The sequence below is a fragment of the Enterococcus sp. AZ149 genome (assembly GCF_051714285.1).
Classification (GTDB): Bacteria; Bacillota; Bacilli; order Lactobacillales; family Enterococcaceae; genus Enterococcus_D; species Enterococcus_D entomosocium.
Map to the genome: position 1 here is coordinate 129,556 of NZ_JBIORO010000001.1, position 18,892 is coordinate 148,447.

21 protein-coding genes are annotated in these 18,892 nt (G+C 45.7%); all 21 read left to right on the top strand.

What is annotated here, in order from left to right; translation table 11 throughout:
* The first annotated feature begins 81 nt into the window (after positions 1-81).
* Complete coding sequence (locus IGI94_RS00605) at positions 82-1,377, top strand: methyl-accepting chemotaxis protein (protein ID WP_005226627.1); 1,296 nt, start codon at positions 82-84, stop codon at positions 1,375-1,377.
* 17 nt (positions 1,378-1,394) lie between these two features.
* On the top strand, positions 1,395-1,898 hold the full coding sequence (locus IGI94_RS00610) for a chemotaxis protein CheW (protein WP_061053559.1): 504 nt from the start codon (positions 1,395-1,397) through the stop codon (positions 1,896-1,898).
* Positions 1,870-2,379, top strand: coding sequence for a chemotaxis protein CheD (locus IGI94_RS00615; protein WP_005226629.1), 510 nt, complete (start codon positions 1,870-1,872; stop codon positions 2,377-2,379). The genes IGI94_RS00610 and IGI94_RS00615 overlap by 29 nt, the downstream gene beginning before the upstream one ends.
* A 15-nt stretch (positions 2,380-2,394) precedes the next feature.
* Positions 2,395-3,405, top strand: a complete 1,011-nt coding sequence (gene cheB, locus IGI94_RS00620; protein WP_429947278.1) for a chemotaxis-specific protein-glutamate methyltransferase CheB — start codon at positions 2,395-2,397, stop codon at positions 3,403-3,405.
* Between the two features lie 5 nt (positions 3,406-3,410).
* The gene (locus IGI94_RS00625) at positions 3,411-4,184 is read left to right on the top strand and encodes a CheR family methyltransferase (RefSeq protein ID WP_005226631.1); all 774 of its coding nucleotides are present in this window, start codon (positions 3,411-3,413) and stop codon (positions 4,182-4,184) included.
* A gap of 21 nt (positions 4,185-4,205) precedes the next feature.
* Complete coding sequence (locus IGI94_RS00630) at positions 4,206-6,257, top strand: chemotaxis protein CheA (RefSeq protein WP_086316748.1); 2,052 nt, start codon at positions 4,206-4,208, stop codon at positions 6,255-6,257.
* On the top strand, positions 6,254-6,841 hold the full coding sequence (locus IGI94_RS00635; protein ID WP_008376598.1) for a chemotaxis protein CheC: 588 nt from the start codon (positions 6,254-6,256) through the stop codon (positions 6,839-6,841). Before IGI94_RS00630 ends, IGI94_RS00635 begins: the two co-directional genes overlap by 4 nt.
* Before the next feature lie 14 nt (positions 6,842-6,855).
* Entirely contained in the window at positions 6,856-7,218 is a 363-nt protein-coding gene (locus tag IGI94_RS00640) for a response regulator (protein WP_003129084.1), read from the top strand.
* A gap of 19 nt (positions 7,219-7,237) precedes the next feature.
* Positions 7,238-7,627 carry a chemotaxis protein CheW gene (locus IGI94_RS00645; protein WP_005226635.1) on the top strand — a complete coding sequence of 130 codons (390 nt, stop codon included), beginning with the start codon at positions 7,238-7,240 and terminating at the stop codon, positions 7,625-7,627.
* A gap of 17 nt (positions 7,628-7,644) precedes the next feature.
* Entirely contained in the window at positions 7,645-8,655 is a 1,011-nt protein-coding gene (gene fliM / locus IGI94_RS00650) for a flagellar motor switch protein FliM (protein WP_008376586.1), read from the top strand.
* Positions 8,652-9,710, top strand: coding sequence for a flagellar motor switch phosphatase FliY (gene fliY / locus IGI94_RS00655; protein WP_008376584.1), 1,059 nt, complete (start codon positions 8,652-8,654; stop codon positions 9,708-9,710). Before fliM ends, fliY begins: the two co-directional genes overlap by 4 nt.
* 95 nt (positions 9,711-9,805) lie before the next feature.
* On the top strand, positions 9,806-10,081 hold the full coding sequence (gene flgM, locus IGI94_RS00660; protein WP_016619539.1) for a flagellar biosynthesis anti-sigma factor FlgM: 276 nt from the start codon (positions 9,806-9,808) through the stop codon (positions 10,079-10,081).
* On the top strand, positions 10,082-10,438 hold the full coding sequence (locus IGI94_RS00665) for a hypothetical protein (protein ID WP_016609029.1): 357 nt from the start codon (positions 10,082-10,084) through the stop codon (positions 10,436-10,438).
* 11 nt (positions 10,439-10,449) lie between these two features.
* The gene (gene flgK / locus IGI94_RS00670; RefSeq protein WP_016619540.1) at positions 10,450-11,973 is read left to right on the top strand and encodes a flagellar hook-associated protein FlgK; all 1,524 of its coding nucleotides are present in this window, start codon (positions 10,450-10,452) and stop codon (positions 11,971-11,973) included.
* 3 nt (positions 11,974-11,976) lie between these two features.
* Entirely contained in the window at positions 11,977-12,897 is a 921-nt protein-coding gene (gene flgL, locus IGI94_RS00675; protein WP_016619541.1) for a flagellar hook-associated protein FlgL, read from the top strand.
* Positions 12,898-13,034: 137 nt separating this feature from the next.
* Complete coding sequence (locus IGI94_RS00680) at positions 13,035-14,117, top strand: flagellin N-terminal helical domain-containing protein (RefSeq protein ID WP_008376575.1); 1,083 nt, start codon at positions 13,035-13,037, stop codon at positions 14,115-14,117.
* A gap of 102 nt (positions 14,118-14,219) precedes the next feature.
* Complete coding sequence (locus IGI94_RS00685; protein ID WP_016611599.1) at positions 14,220-14,633, top strand: flagellar protein FlaG; 414 nt, start codon at positions 14,220-14,222, stop codon at positions 14,631-14,633.
* A gap of 4 nt (positions 14,634-14,637) precedes the next feature.
* Positions 14,638-16,059 carry a flagellar filament capping protein FliD gene (gene fliD / locus IGI94_RS00690; RefSeq protein ID WP_016611598.1) on the top strand — a complete coding sequence of 474 codons (1,422 nt, stop codon included), beginning with the start codon at positions 14,638-14,640 and terminating at the stop codon, positions 16,057-16,059.
* A 74-nt stretch (positions 16,060-16,133) separates the two neighbouring features.
* Positions 16,134-16,463: a hypothetical protein gene (locus IGI94_RS00695; protein WP_086316749.1), complete on the top strand. Its 330-nt coding sequence runs from the start codon at positions 16,134-16,136 to the stop codon at positions 16,461-16,463.
* Between the two features lie 13 nt (positions 16,464-16,476).
* Positions 16,477-16,845: a flagellar export chaperone FliS gene (fliS, locus tag IGI94_RS00700; protein ID WP_008376567.1), complete on the top strand. Its 369-nt coding sequence runs from the start codon at positions 16,477-16,479 to the stop codon at positions 16,843-16,845.
* Between the two features lie 165 nt (positions 16,846-17,010).
* Complete coding sequence (locus IGI94_RS00705) at positions 17,011-18,762, top strand: hypothetical protein (protein WP_139959974.1); 1,752 nt, start codon at positions 17,011-17,013, stop codon at positions 18,760-18,762.
* The last annotated feature ends 130 nt before the right edge of the window (positions 18,763-18,892 follow it).

An 18,892-nucleotide genomic window follows, 5' to 3' on the forward strand; every position in this document is an offset into this window, starting at 1 on the left:
AGTGACCCAACGATTATCAAGTGAAGAGCGAATCTTGATAAACAGCACGACTGATCATTTTGCATAGGAAAGGATACTGTTATGAAGAAGAAGGTACAAGCTATCATCAAAAAAATCCGCTTGGCGGCGTTGATTCCGCTAGGATTTACCCTGATCGTATTATTAGGATGCTATTTCTTCGTGATCCGCACCCACGGAGACGGACAAGCAGCAAAAAGTTTCTTTATTTTTTCAGTAATCGTACTGCTGCTAGAAATCGCAGTGTTAGTAGGAATGACCTATTTGGTAAAAAAAGAGACCCATTCGGGCATGGATACGTTATTGACAGAACTAGAAGCAGTCGGTTCTGGCGATCTGTCGCATATCGATGAGATCGGCAGCAGCGACCAGACTTCTCTTTTTGGGCAAGTTCAAAATCGTTTTCAAGGGGTTTTAAACACCTTCAAAGCGGTGATCGTTGGTATGCACGAAGAAAGCAGCCGAATGGAAAAAATGGTAGGCGGCCTAACGACAACCTCAAAAAATGCCAAAAATTCAATTGAAAATGTGCGTCAGACGATGAATGCCATCGCAGATGCCACTAGTTCACAAGCCTCCGAAGCGGAACAAACCTCCTTTGATATGGACGAGCTAGCCTTAAGTATCGAAGAGATCCACAAAGAGATCGAATTGATGAATGGCTATGTGGGTCAATCCCAAAGCAGCAATGTCCACAATTCAGAAATGATGTTCCATGTATTTGAAAGCTGGGAGATCGAACGGCAAAACCAAGCAGAATTAGTAGAAAGCATGAACGACATGAACGAAGATGTCCAAAGCATCGGTAAGATCGTTCAGCTGATCAATGACATTTCTGATCAGACCAACTTACTGGCATTGAATGCATCCATCGAAGCAGCTCGAGCTGGAGAAGCGGGCCGAGGGTTTGCCATCGTTGCGGAAGAAGTCCGCAGCTTGGCGGAACAAAGCAGTCAATCAACGAAAAGCATTCGTTCGATCATTGAAACGATCCGCAAAAAATCGGAAAAAGTGGTCTCTGCAGTGACGGATTCCTTTGAAAGCGGCGAAAAACAAACCAACAATATCAACAAAGCGATCGAGTCAGCCAATGAGATCTCTGATATTGTCGAAAAATTGGTTTCAAGTATTCAAGCCGTGGAAGCCCATATTACCGGGATCGTTGAGAAAAAAGACATGGTTCAAGTTTCCGTCAGCAACATTTCGGCTGCTGTTTCGGAAACCTCTGCCGGCACCCAAGAAGTAACGGCAAACTTAGAAGACTTCTACTTAGTCATCGAAGACTTTGAACGGAATGTGCAAGAGATCGAAACGATCGCCACTATCCTTAAATTCCAAGTGGATAGTTTCAAATTCTAAAAGGAGCAGTGACGCCAATGGAACAATACGTTGTATTTAAAAGTCATCAACAACTCTTTGCCTTGCGTATCGACTATGTGGTACGGGTCATTGAGGCTGCTCCTTTTACACAGCTGCCAGAAGTGGCAGATTTCGTGCTGGGGATCCAGCCTTTTGAAGAGGCGATGGTGCCGATCATTGACATCCGCAAAAAGCTGTTTGATGAATTTACACCGGAAACTGGGCAAAATGTGGTCTTGTTGTGTCACTGGCAAGAGCAGGCGATCGGCCTATACGTGGAAGAGATCGTCGGCATTTTACCGCTAATTGAAAGTCCTAGCAATGCGGAATTAAATACGTCAGGACTCAAGCAAAACTATATCGAAGCCTTTCTGAAAAAAGACGATGAACTTGTGCTGGCATTGGAGCTGCCGTTTCTTTTTAGCTATGAACAAGCCGCTGAGATGACGGCTGAGTTAGACGCCTATCAGACAGAGGAATTGGCAGCCGCCAATGACGATGACAATGATGACCGTGAATGAGGAACTGCATGTGGGGATCTCGGAGTATAAGATCGCCCAAGCGCCAACGCGTTTGATCACGGTGGGTTTAGGTTCTTGCATCGGCACGATCATTTACGATGAAGCGAGTCATATCGGCGGCTTGAGTCATATTATGCTGCCAGATAGTCAGCCTTTTTTGCACAAGCGGGAAATCAAGCCCGAGAAGTTTGCGGATTTGGCATTGCCAGCGATGGTGGCTGAGCTGGAACAAAAGATCCGTCGGCCTCGCTTTCAAGCGAAAATCGTTGGCGGCGCCAATATGTTTCAGTTCCAGACGCTTAACGCTGCCAGCAACATTGGTCAGCGCAATATTGAAGCCGTCGAGGAAGTCTTGGCTCGGCTAAACATTCCGATCGTAGCCAAACATGTTGGCGGCAGCGCTGGTCGAACGATGATCGTAGATCTTCAGGATTTCAAGACCATGGTTCGGCAAGTCAAACAAGAAATCGTTTATTTGTAAAAGGAGTACAGGGATATGAAAAAAGTAATGATCGTCGATGATTCGGCATTCATGCGGAAAGTAGTGACAGATTTATTGAATCAGCTGCCTGATATCGAAGTGACCGTCGCTGCCCGCAATGGCAAACAAGCATTGGACTATCTGACCAAAGAAGCGATCGATTTGGTAGTAATGGATGTGGAGATGCCTGTGATGAATGGATTAGAGACCTTGCGGAGGATGAAACAGCAATCAGCCATTCCCGTCATCATGCTTAGTTCATTAACCAATCAAGAAACCACGATTGAGGCATTGGCGCTAGGCGCCCGAGATTTTGTCGAAAAACCGGTCAGTCTATCGATGATCGAAAAAGAATGGATCGCTGAATTTCATCAAAAGATTTTGGCGATGGATCATGAAGCCGGCACGGTTGAAACCCTGATGCCAACGATTGCCCAGCCCACTAAGCTGACGCAAAACAGCTTGCCGGTATCACTTGATGCGCTAGTCATTGGTGCTTCAACAGGCGGACCGCGTGCCTTGCTGGGGATAATCCGCCGTTTGCCTGCGCGTTTGCGTTGTCCCATTTTGATTGTTCAGCATATGCCTGCGGGCTTCACGGCTTCCTTTGCAAAACGCTTAGACACAGAGACAACCGTTCGAGTACAAGAAGCAGTCGACGGCATGCGGATCGAAAATCAAGTGTATCTTTGTCCAGGGGATTACCACATGACCGTCCAACAAGGGCACCTGCAGCTGGACCAGCGAGAAAAACGGCATGGGACGCGGCCAACCGTCGATTATCTTTTTTCCTCAGCAGCTGACTACTATGGCCCGCAACTAGCGGCAGTGGTTTTGACGGGGATGGGAAAAGACGGCACCGCTGGCTTACGACAGATCCAAGCGGCTGGGGGCTATACGATCGTTCAAGACAAAGAAACGTGTACAGTCTTTGGGATGCCGCGGTATGCCATTGAACAAGGAGTCGTGGATGAAGTCCTGCCATTGCAGGGCATTGAAGCAAAAATTGCACAGATGGTCAGGTGAAGAAGATGGAAGAAGAATTTGCCTTATTTAATGCGTGGGTGGATCGCCGATTAGGGATTCCCTTAGCCGCATACAAAGAAAATCAAATGCAGCGCCGCATCCTTACGATCATGGAAAACAGCGGGGCAAAAACGTTGAGGGAATACCAGCAATTGATCGAAGGCGATGACGGGGTGCGGGCGGCTTTTTTAGCCCATATCACCATTAACGTAACGGAATTTTATCGCAACAAAGAACTGTTTGACGCCTTTGAACGCGTCTTGAAAACCATTGTTCTCCCGAAAACTACGCTGCCCAAAATTTGGAGTGCCGCATGTTCGATTGGGGCAGAGCCCTATACGATCGCGATGCTGCTAGAAAAAAACCAAATTGCCGCAGCCAATGTCTTGGCTACCGATATCGATACGCAAATTTTGGCAAAAGCCAAGCAAGGACTCTATCGAGACCACGAATTGCGGAATGTCTCAGCGGCAGAACGTACCCGTTTTTTTGATGCAAAAGAAAAGAACCAGTTTCAGATCAAACCAGAAATCAAACGGCGGGTTCATTTTAAGCAACACGATCTTTTGAAAGACCCGTACAATGGGCCTTTTGATGTGATCGTTTGCCGCAATGTGACGATTTATTTCAAAAGTGATGCTCGGGATGCCGTCTATCAAAAATTCAGCGATGCATTGGTGCCAGGGGGCATTTTGTTTACGGGAGCGACAGAAACGATCAATTTTGCGGAACAATTCGGTCTCAAGAAAATCGATTCGTTTATCTATCAAAAAGTATAATTTTGTAAAGGAGGGACCCATTTGGATGACAATAGTGTCTATCGTACCCTTTTCTTTGAAGAAACAGACGATCATTTAGCACAGTTGAATGATCATGTCTTGCAATTGGAAAACGATCCAAAAGATAGCGCCTTGCTGAATGATATTTTCCGTTCTGCCCATACCCTTAAAGGGATGGCGGCAACGATGGGCTATGACGTCATGACGCAGCTGACCCATAAAATGGAAAATATTTTTGAGTTATTTAAAACAGGGACCTTGCAAGTGACCCAGCAATCGATCTCATTGATTTTCAAATGTCTAGATCGTCTGTCAGAACTTGTGGAGGATCTGCGGGAAGAACGTGACCTGCAGCCAGCTCAAATTGCCGATTTATTGGCCGAACTTGACCAAACAGAACATTCTGGCGGCCTACCAACCGAGACAGAAGCAAGTCAAAAACCCACCGCAGTGGGCGCGTTAACCCCACAGCTTCAACAGATCGATCCTTCTGATCTGTATGTGATCGAACAAGCGGCTGGAGATGGCTATCAAGCGGTCCAAATTGCTGTTCGCTTAGATGCCCAATCCATGTTAAAAGGTGCTCGTGCCTTCTTGATCATGGAAAAGCTGGGCCAAGCAGGGGATGTTCTTTATACAGAACCAGATGCCCAAACACTCGAAGAAGGCACCTTTGAATCAGATTTTTCACTGCTGTATTTGACGCAGCAAACACTGGCTGATGTCGAGCAAAACATCGCTAGCAATAGTGAGATCGAAGCCTTCGTGGTGGCACCGTTTGATCCTTCAGCTGCTGTGTTGGAGGAGGCAGAAGAGCTGCTTCAACCAGTGCCGACCCAAGAGTCAGAGACTTCTGCTCTTCAGCAAGCGACAACAGAAACGAAAGAAAAATCGCCGGCGCCCGCGCATCATGCGTCCGCCCAAAATCAATCGATCCGAGTCGACTTGAATCGCTTAGATTCATTCTTAGATCTCGTGTCCGAATTAGTGGTCTATCGCAATCAATTAGAAGATGTCAGTGAGCGGGAAAACATCGAAGCAGTCAAAGACCCCTTAGAGCAAGTTTCACGATTGACCTCTGAGCTGCAAGATTTGGTCTTGCGGATCCGCATGCAGCAAGTCAATGTCGTCTTTAGTCGCTTTCCGCGAATGGTTCGGGACTTATCCAATGAACTGCAAAAGGAGATGGAACTTGTCATTTTTGGGGAAGAAACGGAATTGGATAAAACAGTGGTTTCTGAGTTGAGTGAACCTCTGGTCCATCTATTGCGTAATTCTGTCGATCACGGCATCGAAGCACCCGATGTTCGGGAAAAACTGGGCAAACCGCGCAAGGGCACGATTCGCTTGGCGGCCTACCAAGAAGGCAATCGCGTGATCATTACTTTAGAGGATGATGGCAAAGGCCTTGATCCGCAAGTAATCAAAGCAAGTGCTGAAAAGAAAGGCTTAGCAACGGAAGGTCTTTCCGATGAAGCGTTGCAGCAGCTGATTTTCCATCCTGGTTTTTCAACGGCGCAAGAAGTGACCAACATTTCAGGGCGCGGTGTCGGGATGGATGCCGTGCAATCGAAGATCACCCAACTAGGGGGCACGATCGAAATGAAGAGTCAGCCAAATAAAGGCACGCAGTTTGTGATCAAATTGCCATTGACTCTGTCGATCATTCAAGCGTTGATGGTTCGCGTCGGAGCAGAAACCTTTGCGATCCCATTAAATCTCGTCGAACGCGTGGTGATGGTCAAAGAAGAAGAGATCATCCAGACGGTCTCGGATGAGGTCTATCGTTTTCAAGAGGAGTTGATTCCCTTGGTTCGGACCGATCAACTCTTAGCGATCGAAGGCGATCCATCTGAGAAAAAATTCGCCATCATCGTCAACAATGACCAGCAATTTCACGGCATTTTGGCAGATGAACTGATCGGCCAGCAAGAAATCGTCATCAAGAAAATCGATCCGCTGCTGCAAAAGCTGAATCGCTATCAAGGAGCAACGATTATGGGTAACGGCTCGATTGCACTGATCTTAGACATTCATGCCATCTGTCAGGAAAAAAAGGATGACCGCTTATGAGTTATACAGCGCTGCAAATCGATGGCCTAAAAGAACTGATCAATATCGGCGGTGGTCACGCTGCGACGAGTTTATCAAAGCTCGTCCAACAACCGATCGATATGCGGGTACCGGAAGTCGAGATTCTAGCGTATGAGGACCTGTATCAGCAGATCATGGCGGAAGACAAAGAAGTTCATGTGGTGATGAGCCAGATCGAAGGGGCGTTTCGAGGGATCTTCTTGTTTGTCTTAACGGATGAATCCGCCGCAAAATTGCGTCAGTTGATGATCCAAGAAATCGATCCGTCTGAAGAATTGAAGCAATCGGTCATCAACGAGTTGACTAACATTCTTACCAATTCTTTTTTGATCGCGATCGGCCAACTATTGGAAACTCAGCTGAGTGCGTCTTTACCAAGCGCCAGCTATGATTTCTTTGGCGCAGCGATCAGCTCCATCTATCTGGCGATGGCCCAGTATGATGAGCAGGTGATGGTGATTCGTAATGAGTTCGTCTACGCCAAAGAAACATTAGAGGCATCGTTATTTTTGATTCCAGAAATCGGTGTACTAGAAAACATATTTGATTCATTAGGAATTTGAAAGGGGCAAATACAATGTCAAAAAAAGTATTGATCGTGGATGATGCGGTATTTATGCGCATGAAATTAAAGGATATTTTAGAAAAAAACGGCTATGAAGTCGTGGGGGAAGCCCAAAATGGCCAAGAGGCTTTTGAAAAATACCAAGCAACGACACCAGACTTAGTGACTATGGATATCACGATGCCAGAAGTGGATGGCTTAGAGGCATTAAAAATGATCCGCACGTTTGATGCGCAGGCCAAAGTCGTAATGTGCAGTGCCATGGGACAACAAGGAATGGTGATGGATGCGATTCGCGCCGGTGCGGTGGACTTTATCGTGAAGCCCTTTGACACGGACCGCGTAATCACTGCCATCGACAAAGCCTTTGCCTAATGCCTAGGAGGATAGCGACATGCAGATGATTCTTTTCAAAATGGCTCAGCAGTACTATTTGATCTCGGCGGACTCGGTGGACGAGGTCATTGATGCCCCTTCTTTTACGAAGGTGCCCTTAGCACCAGAGTGGGTGGAAGGGTTGATCAATCTGCGGGGGTCTGTCGTAACGGTGATTCGTTTGGCAAAATTGATTCCCATCATGGAACCAGCCTACGAAAAAAACATATTGATCATGAAGAAGCAAGAGGAGACCAAAGGGGTCCTCGTAGAAGAAGTAATTGAAGTTCTTGATATCACCGAAGACGATATCCAACTAAGCAATCAAGAGACAGAACATGCCGTTGGGGTCGTGACGATCGGTGAAAAAGTAGCCAGTGTGATTCAAATCGATCACATGATTTTTTAAAAAAATGGGGGATTAGTGTGGATCAGGTATTGACGCAGCAAGAGATTGATTTATTGTTGAATGCGATGAGCAGCGGAGAGATCGATCAAGAAATTATTGAGATAGAAGACAAACAAGCCAAAGTGAAAGCCTACGATTTTCGCCGACCAACAAAGCTGTCGAAAGAATACGTCAATACCCTGCACATGATCTTCGAGGATTTCTCGAAGATGAGCAGCAGCATGCTTTCTACCCAACTGCGGACCAATGTTTCTTTGCAGTTGGCAGCTATCGAACAAGTCAGTTATGACGAATTTATCCATTCGATACCAAAATTTACTTTGTTGGGGCTCTTTCATTCGCAGCCTTTGAGCGGGATCCAAATGATCGAGATGAACCCACAACTGTGTATGATGTTGGTGGAGTTGTTGTGCGGCGGATTGGATGTTTATCAAAACAAGCCGATCGAAATGGATTTTAGCGAGAAAAAAAGTTTTACTGATATTGAAACAGCGATCTTGGAAGAAGTAGTAGCACAATTTGTACGGGTCTACCAAAATGTTTGGAAGGACATCGTTGCCTTGGATTCGGTTTTGGATGGAATCGATACGAATCCGCAATTGATGCAAAACATGTCGCCCAACGAACCCGTCGTGTTAGTGACCTTTACTATCAAAATTTTTGAAGTGAAACATTTTATCAATCTATGTATCCCCTATGTCTTCTTTGAAGGGATCATTGATAAATTAAGTTTCCGCAATTGGTTTGATAGCAATCAGCCAGTCAACCAAGACGATAGCCGCGAGTTGCAAAAAAGTTTGAATGGGGTCGGATTGAATCTAGAAGTTCTGCTGGGCCATGCTCAAATGAGTCTTTCTGAGTTTCTCCACTTAGAAGAAGGCGATGTCATCAAACTAGACAAAAAAATTACTGAACCATTAGAGACCTTCATCGATGGAAAACCTTACTTCCGAGCAAAACCTGGGAAGCAAGAGGACCATTTAGCCATTGAATTATTAGACAAGTTAGAAGAGGAGCAAGAACTATGAGTGAACGTTTATCCCAAGCAGAAATCGATGCATTGTTGAATCAAAGTGCCCCAACCCAGCCGCAAGGATTAGAAGAGCAAGTCAAAGTCGACATTATCGGCGAAGTTGGCAATATCTCCATGTCGCAAGCGGCGACGACGTTGTCTTCCATTCTTGATCGTCGGGTCAGCATCACGACTCCCCGGGTGTCTAAAATCAAATTTGGTGAGATCTTAAACGACCTCGTTGCACCAAAAGTAGCAACGACAGTTGAATTTAAAGAAGGCCTTTTAGGCAGTAATTTGATGCTGTTAGAAGTCAAAGATGCCATCGTGATCGCTGATTTGATGATGGGGGGAACCGGTGAAACCAGCAACACCCAATTCACGGAATTAGAGCTAAGTGCTGTGGCAGAAGCCATGAACCAAATGATTGGGACTGCCTCGACTTCGATGGCGACGATGATCAGCCGTAAAGTGGATATCTTACCGCCGATCGTCAAACTATGGGAGACACCAGAAAACATTGAGTATAGCGGGATCGAGGCAGAGGAAGAGATTTATTGTATCTCATTTTCTTTGCGCGTCGAAGGTCTGATCGAAAGCAAAATCATGCAGATCTTTACGGATCCGGTGGTTAACGATATCGCCAGTGCGATGCTGTCCGATGAAGCGACTGTCGTTACTCGAGAAACACCAACACCGCAGCCAACGGCACCCGTTGCTGCGCCTACCCCTGAACCGGCGGCTACATCAAAACCCGTTGAAGTCAGCAAACCGGCGTTTCAAACATTGGCCTCTAGCGGGGTGAGCGATGGGGATAATTTGGACTTGATTCTTGATGTGCCACTGGATCTAAGTGTCGTGTTAGGCCGCAGCAAAAAAACCATTAAGGACATTTTATCTTTCAATACAGGGTCCGTCATCGAACTGGAAAAACTGACGGATGAACCGCTAGAGATTTTGTTGAACGGCAAACTGATCGCCACTGGGGAAGTCGTGGTCATCAATGAAAACTTCGGCGTACGGATCACCAACATTCTTTCGCAAAAACAACGCATCCACAATTTGCATTAATTTGAAGAAATCGCAAAAAGTTAAACATATGGGTTTAACTTTTTTGTGATTTGACCGATAGTAGAGGGTAGAAGAATGAGAACGGAGGAGAACCTATGAAAATCGAAAGAGGTTACGCAGAATACAGCGACAAGGCTATCAAACGTGAAGCGGTCAAACAAGAAAAGCCAACTGCTGCTCAGACAGAAAAAACCGTCGATGTTCAATTGTCCGAAACAGCTCAAGCCATTCAAAAGAGTGCCAATCAAACAGCCAGTCGCAGTGAACGAGTGGCAGAATTGAAACGAGCGATCAAAGAAGGCACCTACCAAATATCTGCCGAAACAATCGCCGATAAAATGCTGCAGCAAGATGAAAAGCAGGTCGACTAGATGACAGAACGGGAATTTGAGCGTCAGCTACAGCAGTTCTTGCGGTTGCTGCAAAAAGAAAAGACCTGCTTGATCAAAAATCAAGCAGAAAAATTACCAGAACTCGTCGAGAAAAAAACCGCCTTCGTACCCGTTTTTTCCACGTATGAAGGAACTCTTTCAGTGGCGATCAAAGAACTCATCCGCCAGATCCAAGTGCAGCAAGCCGAGAATCTCCTGCTGACGGAACAAGCCATTAGTTTCCAAACCGTTTTGATGGATGCAGTCAAAGAAAATATCAAGACACCGGCAAATACGTATTCGAAATACCAAGAAAAACAAGCAGTCTCAACAGCGATCATCGATCAAAAAATGTAAGGAGTACTACTATGACAGGACTATTCGGTTCATTAGGCACCGCAACCCGGGGCATGACCGCCAATCAAGCAGCGTTGCAAACCAGCAGCCACAACATTGCAAATACCAATACAGACGGCTACTCAAGACAACGAGTCAACTTGCAAGCCGAAGCGTCTTACCATCTAGCGGGTGTCGGCAGCATCGGTATGGGTGTGAAAGTCGGCAGTGTCGAACGGATCGTCGATGATTTTGTCATTGGACAAGTACGCAATGCCAATTCTACCTATACATATTATGAACAAAAAGCAGACATATTAGGACAGCTGGAAAGTTTAATGAATGAGCCTTCCGACAACGGACTGTCCAAACAGCTGGCAACGATGTTTGATTCTTGGACCGCATTAGCCAACAATCCTGAACTGGATACGTCTAAGACCCTTGTGCTGGAAAACAGCAGTACGTTTGCCGATACCATCAACCAAATGGGCAAACAAATGACGCAGCTGCAAAGCGACACGCTGGATACCATCGAAAAATCCGCGCTGGACTTCAATGAGAAGGTCAAGCAGCTGCAATCCTTGAATGAACAAATCTATGGGTTGACGACAAGTGGTGAAACACCCAATGATCTCTTAGATCGTCGAGACAGTCTGTTGAAAGATCTCTCGGGTCTAGCAGGGATCGAAACCAAGACCGATCAATATGGCCGTGGGTTTGTATCTATGAGCGGACAGACGATTTTAAGTGCGGAGGAACGCAATACCCTTAGTGTGGTGGTGGGACAAAGCGACACAGGCGCCTTAGTTTCCAAAGACGGCAACGCCTTGAATCCTGCCGAAACCATCACGGGGTCTTATCCAGCTGGAACCGTCTTGTTGACGAAAACCACCGACAATGGCGACACCGCCTATACAGAATTGCCGATCAAAGAAGGGGCGATCGGTGGCCTGCAAGCATCATCTAGTGAAATCGGCAGTCGCTTGACGGAATTGAACAACTTTACGACGACGATCGCGCAAGCCATGAACATGGTCTTTACCGGCGGCGCTTCTCGTACAAGCGGACTATTTGAGATCGGCCAAGATGATACCGGCACAGCGACGACGATTCGGGTCAGCCAAGCACTGTTAGATAACCCAAGTCTGGTGACCGGCGGAACGAGCAATGCAGCAGGAGATGGTTCAAGAGCTGCTGCAATGGCCAAACTCAGCAGTGCCAAATTGGATTTCCCGTTGTCAGAAAAGACGATCGCTTCTTTTGATTCTGAGACATTGACGTTTGCTAATGCAGCATCCGGCATGAGTGTCAGCAGTTATTTTAACAGCATCGTCACCAAAAACGGGATCTCAAAACAGCAAGCCGACAATACGGTCAGTGCCCAATTGTCGCTGCTGAATCAACTAGAATACAAAAATCAATCGGTGTCCGGTGTTTCATTAAATGAAGAAATGTCAGATGTGATTCGTTTCCAACAAGGATTTCAGGCCAATGCCCGCATATTATCGGTCGTTTCTGAAATGTTAGACACATTGATCAATCGAACAGGAGTGTAGAACATGCGTATTTCCAATTCAATCACCTACAATGATTTTTTACGAAATCTAGGAACCAACGCCTCCAAAGTCCAATCCACGTTGAATCAGCTATCGAGCTTGAAAGAAGTCAGCAAGTCCTCGGATAATCCACTGCTGGTTTCAAAAATCATGGATCTCAATGTGTCGTTAAATCAAAACAAAACCTACAATAATACGATCAAAGACAGTATTTCTTGGACAAAAGCCCAAGATTCTGCTTTAGAAAGCGTCAGTACCTCGATGCTGCGGATTCGCTCATTGGTTCAATCTTCTGCCAATGCGACAGCCGGCAGTGAGGAATTAGGCGCAAATCGTTCAGAGATCGAGCAAGAGATCGAAGGCATCGTTGAATCATTAAATACCAACTTTGATGGCCGCTATTTATTTAGCGGAACGAATACGACGACGGCGCCTTTTGAGATCGTCAAAGAAAATGACGCCATCGTCGGTATCAAATACAATGGCACCAGTGAAGACTTGCCCCGAGAAATCGCAAACGGGGTCTCGGTGGATCTGTTAGCCAGCGGTGATCGACTGATGAACGAGACGGGCACCGCTACGGATCCCCAAAATTTAAGCACCTACTTCAATGATTTATTGTCTGCGTTGCGCAGTGATGATAAAGATGCCTTAGGGGGCGAGCTTTTAACTGCTCATGACCAGCATGCCACTAATGTGGTGAATGTACGGGCGCAGATCGGCACCCTCTACAATCGCTTGGAGGCTGCAGCTGATCGAAATGAGACGGAAAAGCTGAACTTGACCGAAACACTGTCTAACAAACAAGACGTCGATATTGCGGAAAAGTATATGGAATATCAAAATCAAATGACTGCCTACCGCTCAACATTAGCAATGGGAACAAAGATCATGCAGATGTCCATTCTAGATTATTTAAATTAACCCAAAAAACTTTTGTTCTTTGCTGGGAGCAAAAGTTTTTTATTTTTTTTTGGAAAAAGGCTTAACCCTGAACGGTTTCTTCCGATAAATAGTAGCAGAGGGAAACCTTAGCGAATAAAAATTAGGAGGAACTACACATGAGAATCAATACAAACGTTTCAGCATTGAATACTTACTCACGCCTAACGGCAGCAAATGCTTCTAAAAGCAATTCTTTGTCTAAATTATCTTCAGGCTTACGCATCAACAAAGCTGGGGACGACGCAGCTGGCTTAGCAATTTCTGAAAAAATGAAAGGCCAAATCGGCGGTTTGTCACAAGCAAAAAGCAATGCACAAGATGGTATCTCATTGATCCAAACAGCAGAAGGTGCATTAAATGAAACCCACAGCATCTTAGGCCGTATGCGTGACCTTGCGGTTCAAAGTTCAAACGGTACGTTAAGTGATGACGACCGCAGTGCGATCAACAAAGAATACACCGCATTGTCTGATGAAATCGATCGTATCAGCAATACCACTGAATTCAATACAAAAAGCTTGTTAACTGGTGAAGGCGATGATGCGAAATCATTCACTTTCCAAATCGGTGCCAACGCAAACCAAACAATGGGCGTTTCAATCAACAACATGAGCTCATCTGCATTGAAAGTAAAAGGCTTAGATTTAACACAAGCCATTGACACAAGCGACGCCAAAGCTGTTGCTGCAGCAAAAGATAAAGCAGTAGCGACTGCCTTCAAAGCAGATGCTACAACAAAATATGCAGCGGACGGCACAGTTGATGCGGCAGCTGGTAAAACAGTTGCTGAATTACAAACAGCCATCGATACAGCTGCGGATGATACAGCAAAAGCAACAGCTCAAAAAACATACGATGATGCTTTAGCAACATTTACCGCTTCTGATGAAGGCAAAGCAGCAGCGGCAACTGTCAGCGTTGAAAACAACCCAATCACGAAAATCGATGAAGCGATCAAAGCAGTTTCTGCACAACGTGCGGATCTTGGTGCGGCGCAAAACCGTCTAGAACACACAATCAACAACTTAGGTACAACACAAGAAAACCTATCTGAAGCAAACTCACGTATCCGTGACGTTGATATGGCCCAAGAAATGATGAGCTTTACGAAGAGCAACATCCTTTCTCAAGCAGCAACTTCAATGTTGGCACAAGCAAACTCAATGCCTAACAGCGTATTGAGCTTGTTACAAGGATAATTTTTGATCAAGTGAACCACTGACACAAGGACTGCCTAGGGGAAGCGCAGTTCTTGTGTTTTACATAGCAGCACAAAAACGCTTAGAAATGAGGAAGCTCTGATGGATATTCAGCCAATGTCAGGAATACACCCGATCGAAGCCGTTGCGTCGGTCGCTAAAGCACGTCCGATCGAATCCCTAGATCCAGAGACCGCCAACCTTCAGCCGCAACACCAAGAGGGGAAAATGGCGGAGAAAAAGGAACGGACAGTGGTCACTGAACCGCCGATCCACTATTTTTCAGTAGCCGATCAGCACAAGATCGCAGCCTCCGTGGAGGAAGTGAATCAGCGACTACTTGGCAAAGATATGAAATTGGCTTATGAAGTACATGAGCGCACAGGGCGTACGATGGTGCGTTTAGTGGATATGCAGACCAACGAAGTGATCAAAGAGATCCCACCAGCCAACATGCTAGATGTGATTGGAAAAATATGGGATGACATGGGCATTGCGGTCGATCGAAAGGGATGAAACTATGGCAAGTGTAACCAGCAGTTCAGGAATCAGTACAACGCTAGGGAGTTATTCTGGCGTGACTTCAGAAGATATTGAAAAATTATTGGCGGCAGATGCGATCAATAAGACCCGTGCTGAGAATAAAATCACGTCGCTTAAAGCACAAAAAACGGCATGGAGTGATATCAGCACTCGCTTGACTAACTTTTTGTCAAAAGTCGATGCGTTACAAAAAGATGATGCTTATCAAACAAAAAAAGCGACGACCACCAATAGTAGTATCGCTTCAATTGCAGGAACAACGGAAGCCCCAGAAGGCACCTATGATCTAAAAGTCAACCAACTAGCAACAGCCACGAAGGTGACGGGGAGTCAAGTAGCTCAAAGCAGCAAAACGGCCCTAAATGTCAGTGGTCAGCTCTCATTGACCAGTTCGGAAGTCGATGAAGATGGCAAACCGATCACCGCTTCGATCGAGATCACTGCCGAAGACAGCTTAAAAGATGTGGCAGCTAAGATCAATGGCCAAAGCAAGACGACCTTCGTTGCAGCGAGCATCGTGGATAACCGTTTGATTTTAACGAATACGAAAATGGGCGACAAAAACTTCTTGATCGACGGCAATGCCGCCGAAGGATTAGGGATCGGTTCAACTGCGGCTACGACGCAAGGCCAACCGGCTATTTTTGAACTAGACGGCATGGAGATCACCCGCGACAGCAATAGTGTGACGGATGTTATCGATGGTGTCACGCTGACGTTAGCGAAAAAAAGCGAGGAGCATGTGACGCTTTCTTTAGCCAATGATACTTCGAAAGTCGTTGATGCAGTACAAGGATTAGTGGATCAATACAATAGCTTGATGAGTTTTATCGGCGATAATTTGACCGTGGGAGATCCTAGTAGTGAAAACAACAAGACGGGGACCTTGGTGGGAGACAGTGCGTTGACCCGTCTACAGACTCAATTGCGAAATTTGATCACCATTCCAGCCGTCAGCGGCTCAAAGCTGACTGCTAATAAGCTAGGCATCTCCACCGTCGATAATGATGGTACATTGGGACTGGATACGACCAAGTTAAAAGAAGCCCTAGCGGAAGATCCCGCTGCTGTGAAGTCCTTCTTTTATGCAAGTACGAAAACCAAAGAAGCCGATGGCACTGCGAGTACGAAAGAGACCGGCTATACATTAGCGCTAAAAGAATTAGCCAACAGCTATGTCGTCAATACTTCAGCCAATAAAGGGATCATTGCCACCAAATCTGCGACCTATGACAGTACCATCAAGGATTTGAACAAACAGATTACACGGTTTGATGATATTTTAGCAATGAAAAAAGAGCGTTACATCACAATGTTTACCAAATTAGACTCCGTGATGATGGAGGCTGAAAATCAGCTGAGTTACCTAAGCAATCAGTTTGCCAATACGTCAAACTAGGCAGGATAGCCGATTAAAGCAGTCATTTTTTCATTCGCATAAGAAACCCTCGTCAACAAGAAAGGAAACAACCTATGGAGCCACACGTATCATTAGATGAACGTTTGAATCAGATTTTAACTGGGTTTGCAAAATGGCGCGGCGACAGCGAAGAAGCCGGTCGTTTGATGGCAGCCAATGCAGCGGTCATAGCAGCCATGCAAGCAGAAGAACAGAGCCATAGTCCACAAACCAGTGCATTGGCGCAACAAGTGATCCAAGCGTATCAAGCGTTCCTAGAGCAGGTCAAAGCCCAGCAGCAAGAGATCAAACAAGAATTGGGGCGTTTGAACCGCAAAAACAATCTTGTCAAAACGTATTTGCAGCAAGAAGACAGTGCCGCCTTCGTCGAATTTGATTTATAGTGAGGAAAAAAAGATGAATTATCAAAAAATGCAAAACAACTATCTGCAGAACCAAGTAATGAGTGCCTCCCCCAACAAACTGATTGAAATGCTGTTGCAAGCAGCCATCAAAAACATCAAATTAGCAGTGATCGCATTGGAAAAAGAAGAGTTGAGCCAAGCCCATCAGCAATTTGTCAAGGCGCAGAATATTTTATTGGAATTACGGGTCTCTTTAGACCGTGAGCAAGGCGGCGCTATTGCTGAAGATCTCGATCAGCTTTATGGCTATATGTACGATCAGCTGGTCAGTGCCAATGTCCAAAAAGAGGCAGCCCCTGCAGAAACGGTCGTCCCACTTTTAAGCGAACTACTGGAAAGCTGGCAAACGATCACCCAATAAATTTGAGAAAAAGCAAAGAAACGACCACCTAAAACCTAGAAAAGTTTAGTAATTGGTTAAATTTTTACCATGTATCCCTTTTCACTAAGCTTTCTTTTTCCCCTCCTCGTCCCTATCTGGTACTCTTTTTATGAGCGTACCGAAAAGGTGCAAGGAGGTTTTTTTTTGAAACAAAAAATAGTACAAAAGCCGCTTTTCTGGCAAGTGGTGATTCTGATTGCAATGAGTGGTGTTTTTTTATTACCGCAGATCTTAGGCCAAGGCATGATTTTGGGCTCTGATGTGGTCTTTCACTTCAATCGTTTTTATGAGACCAGCCAGCAGATCAAAGAGGGCAATTTTCAATATTTTCTTTCTATCTACGGGTTTCAGCAATCTGCTCGTATCGTCAATGCATTATACGGTCCCTTTTTTGCCTATTTCCAAGGTCTGCTGGTCTTGCTGAGTCCTTCGTGGTTTTCCTACCAACTGCTCGCCAATGGGCTGCTCTATCTGCTAGCAGGGTTTTCGATGTTTGGCTTATTAAAGAAACTACGAGTCAATGGCTGGCTGTCAGTGGGGATGAGCATCCTGTTTATGGCGACCTATTCTGTCCAGTATTGGATTGAGCGGCAGGGCTTTTCTGCTTGGGGAGCAGCCGTGTTACCGCTGTGTCTGATTCCACTGATCGCACTAGGGGAACATAAACGGTTGCGGCCTTTTGCGGTAGGGGTTTCCGTGGCGGTCTTATTTCAAATCCATGTGTTTTCAAGCATCTTGTTAGTGCTCTTATATGTGCCCTTTTTCTTACGCGCCTTTTTTGTTGGAACTTCCGGCGAAGAAAAACGACAATTGGTGCTGCGCTTAGCAGGAGCGATCGGGATCTTCTTACTGTTAACCGCCAATATTTGGTTAGGGATGTTGGATCTCTATACGAGTAACACGTTGATCGCGCCTTTTGTGAATCGCAACATGCAGAACAATACCATTACTGGAACCAGCAGCTATTGGTGGACGACTCCGTACCTGCTGCCAATCTTATGTGCCTTGTTCTTTTGCGGTGCGATTCGTGTATGGCCTCGTCTATCCGGCGGCTTCAAATTAATGACAGCAGCGGCAGCGGTCTTTTTCGTTTTATCATCGAACGCTATTCCTTGGCAATGGCTAGGCAGTCTGGACAATGGTGTGATCAATTTACTACAATTCCCTTTTCGGTTCTTTGTTCCGGCCACGATTTTGATCTTAGTCGGTTTGTGCCTGCTGGTTCCTTATTATCGGGGCAAGCCATTGGCAAATCCGCGTTGGTTCGTCCTCGTTTTAGTTTTGAGTGTTGGTCAAATCCTGATCCAAAACACGGTCAAAATGCAGGACTGGCACTCCGATGAAGCGGCAGTTTCACTGCGAAACCACACCTATCTCTCGGCGGAATCTGAAGCGCAATTGAAGGAAGCCTATTTTAGTAAAGACAAGTCCTTAGCATTAGCGCTGTATCAACGTTCTACCCCAGATTATCTGCCCCTCTATCAAGAGACCAAGAAGAACAAGTACAATTTGTACGGGGAAGAAATCATTGAAAAAAATGATACCGTGGCAAAAACCGTAGAAAACGGGAAACTTACTTTACGTTGGCAAGGTGATCAAGAGACGTGGAAGGCGTTACCGATCATCAATTACCGCTATACTGAATTGACCCTCAATCAGCAGCCACTAACTGAGAAAGATGTCTCTTTGAGTGCCATTGGTGCCGTTTCTGTCCAACAGCAAGCAGGGGAGAATGTCTTAGTCGTTGACTATGACGCACCTTGGTTTTTCGACGGAGCTTTATGGCTGACGATCATTTCTTGGCTCGCTTTACTCATCGGCTTTATCAGCTGGAAAACAAGACAGCTGTATCGTCGTCGTAAGGTCGTACAAGCTTTATTGAAAGAATCTGAATAAAATGAATCAGAAAAGAACTTCAGCGAGAGGGCTGAAGTTCTTTTTTTGTTGATCAGCAACAGTGTACCTATTTTTTTCCGAGAGAAACAATAATCGTTGCGTGCGCAACAATTATTCCTTATAATAGATA